7 protein-coding genes are annotated in these 6,709 nt (G+C 67.9%); all 7 read left to right on the top strand.

All coding sequences use genetic code 11. The features are described from left to right. The first annotated feature begins 224 nt into the window (after nucleotides 1–224). The gene (locus tag ABEE00_RS28415; protein ID WP_345748556.1) at nucleotides 225–1,598 is read left to right on the top strand and encodes an MraY family glycosyltransferase; all 1,374 of its coding nucleotides are present in this window, start codon (nucleotides 225–227) and stop codon (nucleotides 1,596–1,598) included. Nucleotides 1,599–1,832: 234 nt separating this feature from the next. Continuing rightward, nucleotides 1,833–2,273, top strand: coding sequence for a Cg1360 family ATP-synthase-associated protein (locus ABEE00_RS28410; protein ID WP_345748555.1), 441 nt, complete (start codon nucleotides 1,833–1,835; stop codon nucleotides 2,271–2,273). A gap of 261 nt (nucleotides 2,274–2,534) precedes the next feature. Continuing rightward, nucleotides 2,535–3,329 carry a F0F1 ATP synthase subunit A gene (gene atpB, locus ABEE00_RS28405; RefSeq protein ID WP_345748573.1) on the top strand — a complete coding sequence of 265 codons (795 nt, stop codon included), beginning with the start codon at nucleotides 2,535–2,537 and terminating at the stop codon, nucleotides 3,327–3,329. A gap of 76 nt (nucleotides 3,330–3,405) precedes the next feature. Continuing rightward, entirely contained in the window at nucleotides 3,406–3,645 is a 240-nt protein-coding gene (atpE, locus tag ABEE00_RS28400; protein ID WP_345748554.1) for an ATP synthase F0 subunit C, read from the top strand. A gap of 59 nt (nucleotides 3,646–3,704) precedes the next feature. Further along, a complete protein-coding gene (locus ABEE00_RS28395) occupies nucleotides 3,705–4,235 on the top strand; it encodes a F0F1 ATP synthase subunit B (RefSeq protein WP_451918687.1) in 531 nt (176 codons plus the stop codon). Continuing rightward, complete coding sequence (locus ABEE00_RS28390) at nucleotides 4,232–5,047, top strand: F0F1 ATP synthase subunit delta (protein WP_345748552.1); 816 nt, start codon at nucleotides 4,232–4,234, stop codon at nucleotides 5,045–5,047. The genes ABEE00_RS28395 and ABEE00_RS28390 overlap by 4 nt, the downstream gene beginning before the upstream one ends. 88 nt (nucleotides 5,048–5,135) lie before the next feature. After that, nucleotides 5,136–6,707 carry a F0F1 ATP synthase subunit alpha gene (atpA, locus tag ABEE00_RS28385; protein ID WP_345748551.1) on the top strand — a complete coding sequence of 524 codons (1,572 nt, stop codon included), beginning with the start codon at nucleotides 5,136–5,138 and terminating at the stop codon, nucleotides 6,705–6,707. Nucleotides 6,708–6,709 lie beyond the last annotated feature (2 nt).

Raw genomic sequence — 6,709 nt, 5'->3', positions numbered from 1 at the left:
GGCCCCCGGGGCCACGGCGCGGCCCGGGGTGCAGCCACCGCCCGCGCACCCCACCGCGCCGCGCGTGCGCGCGCACGCGCCGGCAGGTCCGCAGCGGTACGGGGAACCGCCGGGACGTCCCCGGTGTCTTATCGTGTGGGCCTCCGAATTTTCCCGAGAAGCTTCTTGGGAGCAGTTCCCGAGAGCGTTTCCCGAGACCAGCCAGCGAGACCCCTGGGAGCCCCGTGCGTGAGTATCTGCTGACGCTGTGCGTCACCGCCGCGGTCACCTATCTGCTCACCGGCCCTGTGCGGAAGTTCGCCATCGCGGCCGGCGCCATGCCGCAGATCCGCGCGCGCGACGTGCACCGCGAGCCGACGCCGCGGATGGGCGGCATCGCCATGTTCGGCGGACTGTGCGCCGGGCTCCTGGTGGCCTCCCAACTCACCAACATCGGCGAGCTGTTCACCCTTTCCGATGAACCCAGGGCGCTGCTCTCCGGCGCCGGGATCATCTGGCTGCTCGGTGTGCTGGACGACAAATGGGGCGTGGACGCCCTGGTGAAGCTCGGTGGGCAGATGATCGCCGCGGGCGTCATGGTGCTCCAGGGGCTGACGATCCTGTGGCTGCCCGTGCCCGGTGTGGGGAACGTCGCGCTGACGCCCCTGCAGGGCACCCTGCTCACCGTCGCCATGGTGCTCATCACCATCAACGCGGTGAACTTCGTGGACGGCCTGGACGGCCTCGCCTCCGGCATGGTGTGCATCGCCGCGGTGGCGTTCTTCATGTACGCCTACCGCATGTGGTACGGCTACGGCATCGAAGAGGCCGCCCCCGCAACGCTGTTCGCGGCCGTGCTCATGGGCATGTGCCTGGGCTTCCTGCCGCACAACATGCACCCGGCGCGGATCTTCATGGGGGACTCGGGCTCGATGCTGATCGGGCTCGTCCTCGCGGCGGGCGCGGTCTCCATCACGGGCCAGGTCGACCCGGACCGCATCACCAACAGCACCGGTTCCGTACGGGCCGCCGTGCACTCCATGGTGCCGGTCTACATGCCGCTGCTGCTGCCCCTCACGATCATCGCGGTGCCGGTCGCCGACCTGCTGCTCGCCGTGATCCGGCGCACCTGGCGCGGCCAGTCGCCGTTCGCGGCGGACAAGGGGCACCTGCACCACCGGCTGCTGGAGATCGGGCACTCGCACAGCCGCGCCGTGCTGATCATGTACTTCTGGTCCGCGCTGATCGCCTTCGGCGCCGTGGCCTTCTCCGTGCAGTCCTCCAGCCTCGCGATCGTGCTGCTCATCGTGCTGCTGAGCGCGGTCGGCCTGATCGTGCTCCTGCTGCCGCGCTTCACCCCGAAGGTGCCCCCCTGGGCCCAGGCCTTGGTTCCGCCCCGGTACAGGGCGCCGCGGGACGCGCACTCCGCCGAGGGCGGTGCCGAGGGCCTGTCCGAGGGCCAACAGGGCTCGGTGGACGCCGAGTCGGAGGGCGCCGCGGCGCAGGACGGCCGGCCGGCTCCCGACCGCGAGGCGGCGATGGCGGGCCTGAGCGGCGCGACGGCGATCGGGGAGCGGCACCACTTCATGGCGCGGCGGCACGGGGACAGGCGCTCATAACAGACAAGTTGGGGCGCGTCAGTCCGGCGCGCCGATCTAGCTCGACCGTGTGACCGGCAGCACACGATGTGGGTAAAGACCGCATCAAATAGTTTGTGATACCGTTCACGAAACCCGGTGACAAGGCCGAAGGACCCTGTGCAGAGGGGTCCTCGGCGTGAGCTACGCCCTCAGTGCCGGGGATACGCTCGTCAACGACGACAGACGCCCCCGACTTTTTCCGGAGCAACTCCCATGCAGTCGAACGACGCTCGCATGCTGGTGCAGTGCGCCGTCCCGACCGCGATCGCCGGCGCCGTGGCCGCGGCCGTGAGCGGTGCGCTCGCGGGTGGCAAGGGTGCGCTCGGCGCAGTGGTGGGAGCCGTCGTGGTGATCCTCTTCATGGGGATCGGACTGTATGTGCTCCAGCGGACCGCCAAGTCCTTGCCGCATCTCTTTCAGGCGATGGGCCTGCTGCTTTATACGACGCAGATCCTGCTCCTCGCGGTCTTCCTGATCGCCTTCAGGACCACGACTCTGTTCAATCCGCAGGTCTTCGCCTTTACCTTGCTCGGCAGCACTCTCGTATGGGTCGCCGCACAGGCGCGTGCGCATATGAAGGCCAAGATCATGTATGTGCAGCCTGAGACTGGTGGTGAAGCGCAGAAGTCCGCCACCAGCGGGGTCAATTCGTGACGCCGGGGACACATAGGGGCGGGATAAGCGCTCGTTCGAGCAACTGCTATCGTCCGATGCCAACTGCGGTGCAGCAGGCGCAGGCAGCCGGGCCATCGCGTTCCGCTCTACGGAACGTAAGGCCCCCCTCGCCGGACAACCGCCGTCCCCACATCCGTAAGACCAAGTCCAGTGCCGTTCCGCGGTCGACGCCGCGCCGACACATCGAGGTAGCCGTATCCATGCGTCACGCAGAAGGAGCTCGCGGTGAGTGCTGACCAGATGCTCGCCTTCGAGACCGATTGCCACATCTTTAGCGGTTGCGGCTTCCCGGCTCCAGGGCTCCACTCGTTCCTGTTCAAGCCGATGTTCACCATCGGCGGCATCGAGATCAACAAGACGATGCTGCTGGCACTCATCGGCACCGTCGCGATCGTCTGGTTCTTCTGGGCGGCCTTCGCCAAGCCCAAGTTGGTGCCGGGCAAGCTCCAGATGATCGGCGAGGCAGGGTACGACTTCGTACGCCGCGGGATCGTCTACGAGACCATCGGCAAGAAGGAGGGCGAAAAGTACGTCCCCCTGGCCGTCGCGCTGTTCTTCTTCATCTGGGTGATGAACCTCTGGTCGGTGATCCCGCTCGCCCAGTTCCCGGTGACGTCGATCATTTCGTACCCGGCGGGCCTCGCGGCGATCGTCTACATCACCTGGGTCTCGCTGACGTTCAAGCGGCACGGATTCGTCGGCGCCTTCAAGAACTTCACCGGCTACGACAAGTCGCTCGGTCCGGTGCTGCCGCTCGCCATGGGCATCGAGTTCTTCTCGAACCTGCTCGTGCGCCCCTTCACGCACGCGGTGCGGCTCTTCGCCAACATGTTCGCGGGTCACCTGCTCATCGTGATGTTCACGATCGCGAGCTGGTACCTCTTCAACGGCATCGGTATCGCCTACGCGGGCGTCTCCTTCGTGATGACGATCGTGATGGTGGCCTTCGAGCTCTTCATCCAGGCCATTCAGGCGTACGTCTTCGTGCTGCTGACCTGCAACTACATTCAGGGCGCGCTCGCCGAGAACCACTGAGCAAGCCCCGCCCAGACCACGTCAGTTGTCCGGTGGCCAACCCCCACCGGTCCGTGAAACAGAAGGAAGATACGGCATGTCCGCTCTCCAGAACCTCGCTGCCGTCAGTGGCTCGATCGGCTCCATCGGCTACGGTCTCGCCGCCATCGGCCCCGGCGTCGGCGTCGGCATCGTCTTCGGTAACGGCACCCAGGCCCTGGCCCGTCAGCCCGAGGCCGCCGGCCTGATCCGGCAGAACCAGATCCTCGGCTTCGCCTTCTGTGAGGCGCTCGCCCTGATCGGCATCGTCATGCCGTTCGTCTACGGCGTGAAGTAATCCGGGCGAACTGACAGATCGTTCCCACGAAAGGCACTGATGTGAACCCTCTGGTTCAGATGGCGGCAGAGGCGGAGGAGCAGAATCCTCTCGTCCCGCCGATCCCAGAGCTCGTCATCGGCCTGATCGCCTTCGCCATCGTCTTCTTCTTCCTCTGGAAGAAGCTCCTCCCGAACATCAACAAGGTTCTGGACGAGCGCCGTGAGGCCATCGAGGGCGGCATCGAGAAGGCCGAGGAAGCTCAGCAGGAAGCGGCCGAGGTCCTCCAGCAGTACAAGGACCAGCTCGCCGAGGCCCGTCACGAGGCCGCGCGCCTGCGCTCCGAGGCGCAGGAGCAGGGCGCCGCGCTCATCGCCGAGATGCGCGCGGAGGGCCAGCGGCAGCGTGAGGAGATCATCGCCGCCGGCCACTCGCAGATCGAGGCCGACCGCAAGCAGGCGGCGCAGACCCTGCGTCAGGACGTGGGCCGGCTCGCCACGGATCTCGCGGGCAAGCTCGTCGGCGAGTCCCTCGAGGACCACGCCCGGCAGAGCCGCACCATCGACCGCTTCCTCGACGACCTCGAGGAGAAGGCCGAGGCCACACGATGAACGGAGCGAGCCGCGAGGCACTGGCCGCGGCGAAGGAGAACCTCGCCGCGCTGACCGACAACACCTCGGCCGACGCCACGGTGCTGGCCGACGAGCTCGCCGCCGTCACCGCGCTGCTCGACCGTGAGGTGGCGCTGCGCCGGGTCCTCACCGACCCGGCGCGGGACGGGGTCGGCAAGGCCGGGCTCGTCGGACGCGTGCTGGGCACCCAGGTCGGCGGGGAGACCCTCGACCTGCTGACCGGCATGGTCCGGTCCCGCTGGTCCGCACCGCGCGATCTCGTGGACGCCGTCGAGGAGCTGGCGGACATCGCCGATCTCGTGGCGGCCGAGCGGGACGGCTCGCTGGACGACGTCGAGGACGAGCTGTTCCGGTTCGGCCGGACCGTCTCCTCCTCGTCCGAGCTGCGGGCCGCGCTGTCCGACAGCAAGGCGACCACCGAGGCCAAGGGCGCGCTCGTGCACCGGCTGCTCGGCGGCCGGGCCAAGCCCGCCACGGAGCGTCTGGTGACGCGTCTTGTGACGCAGCCGCGCGGTCGTAGCCTGGAAGCCGGGCTCGAGACCCTTTCCAGGCTTGCGGCCGAGCGCCGGGACCGTTCGGTCGCGGTCGTCACCTCGGCGGTGCCGCTCAGCGACGGGCAGAAGCAGCGCCTCGGCGCCGTACTGGCCAAGCTGTACGGGCGCCAGGTGCACCTGAACCTCGACGTGGACCCCGAGGTCCTCGGCGGAATCCAGGTGCGCATCGGGGACGAGGTCATCAACGGCAGCATCGCCGACCGCCTCGAGGACGCGCAGCGCCGCATGGCCGGCTGACGCACACCAACTCAACAGCATCACTTAGCGGCCCGAGTTGGGCCGTAGAGAATTGATACGGGCCCAACAAGGAGAGCAGGGAACCCAGATGGCGGAGCTCACGATCCGGCCGGATGAGATCCGGGACGCGCTGGAGAACTTTGTCCAGTCGTACGAACCGGACGCGGCCTCGCGCGAAGAGGTCGGGACGGTCAGCGTTGCCGGCGACGGCATCGCGAAGGTCGAGGGGCTGCCCTCGGCCATGGCGAACGAGCTGCTGAAGTTCGAGGACGGCACCCTCGGCCTCGCCCTCAACCTTGAGGAGCGCGAGATCGGTGCGGTCGTGCTCGGTGAGTTCAGCGGCATCGAAGAGGGCCAGCAGGTGCAGCGCACCGGCGAGGTCCTGTCGGTTCCGGTCGGCGAGGGGTACCTCGGCCGCGTCGTGGACCCGCTGGGCGCCCCGATCGACGGTCTCGGTGACATCGAGAGCGAGGGCCGCCGCGCCCTCGAACTCCAGGCCCCCTCGGTCATGGACCGCAAGTCGGTCCACGAGCCGATGGAGACCGGCTACAAGGCCGTCGACACCATGACCCCGGTCGGCCGCGGCCAGCGCCAGCTGGTCATCGGCGACCGGCAGACCGGCAAGACCGCGCTCTGCGTCGACACGATCATCAACCAGCGGGACAACTGGCGTTCCGGCGACCCGGACAAGCAGGTCCGCTGCATCTACGTCGCCGTCGGCCAGAAGGGCTCCACCATCGCGTCCGTGCGCGGCGCGCTGGAGGAGGCCGGTGCCCTCGAGTACACGACGATCGTGGCCGCGCCCGCGTCCGACCCGGCCGGCTTCAAGTACATCGCCCCGTACACCGGCTCGGCCATCGGCCAGCACTGGATGTACCAGGGCAAGCACGTCCTGGTCGTCTTCGACGACCTGACCAAGCAGGCCGACGCCTACCGCGCCGTGTCCCTGCTGCTGCGCCGTCCGCCGGGCCGCGAGGCCTACCCGGGCGACGTCTTCTACCTGCACTCGCGTCTGCTGGAGCGCTGCGCCAAGCTCTCCGACGACATGGGCAAGGGCTCGATGACGGGCCTGCCGATCGTCGAGACCAAGGCGAACGACGTGTCGGCGTTCATTCCGACCAACGTCATCTCCATCACCGACGGCCAGTGCTTCCTGGAGTCGGACCTGTTCAACGCGGGCCAGCGCCCGGCGCTGAACGTCGGTATCTCGGTCTCCCGTGTGGGTGGTTCCGCCCAGCACAAGGCGATCAAGCAGATCACCGGTTCGCTCCGTGTGGACCTCGCCCAGTACCGCGAGCTGGAGGCGTTCGCCGCCTTCGGTTCCGACCTGGACGACGCGTCCAAGAAGGCGCTGGAGCGCGGCAAGCGGATGACCGAGCTGCTGAAGCAGCCGCAGTACGCGCCGTTCTCCACCGAGGACCAGGTCGTCTCCGTGTGGTCGGGCACCAACGGCAAGATGGACGACGTCCCGGTCGAGGACATCCGCCGGTTCGAGCGCGAGCTGCTGGACTTCATGCACCGCGAGTACAAGGGCCTGCTGACCGGCATCGTCGAGGGCGGCAAGATGTCCGACGACACGGTGCAGTCGCTCGGCGAGGCCGTGGACTCCTTCAAGAAGCAGTTCGAGACCTCGGACGGCAAGCTCCTGGGCGAGGACTGATC

This window comes from Streptomyces odontomachicola, from assembly GCF_039605595.1.
Lineage (GTDB): Bacteria > Actinomycetota > Actinomycetes > Streptomycetales > Streptomycetaceae > Streptomyces.
Note: the sequence above shows the minus strand (reverse complement) of the source record. Positions and strands in the feature narration are given on the sequence as shown.

Coding starts and splice junctions, on each gene's coding strand:
- ABEE00_RS28390 (WP_345748552.1), top strand. CDS start 4,232: ATGAACGGAGCGAGCCGCGAGGCACTGGCCGCGGCGAAGGAGAACCTC.
- ABEE00_RS28410 (WP_345748555.1), top strand. CDS start 1,833: ATGCAGTCGAACGACGCTCGCATGCTGGTGCAGTGCGCCGTCCCGACC.
- atpE (WP_345748554.1), top strand. CDS start 3,406: ATGTCCGCTCTCCAGAACCTCGCTGCCGTCAGTGGCTCGATCGGCTCC.
- ABEE00_RS28395 (WP_451918687.1), top strand. CDS start 3,705: ATGGCGGCAGAGGCGGAGGAGCAGAATCCTCTCGTCCCGCCGATCCCA.
- atpB (WP_345748573.1), top strand. CDS start 2,535: ATGCTCGCCTTCGAGACCGATTGCCACATCTTTAGCGGTTGCGGCTTC.
- atpA (WP_345748551.1), top strand. CDS start 5,136: ATGGCGGAGCTCACGATCCGGCCGGATGAGATCCGGGACGCGCTGGAG.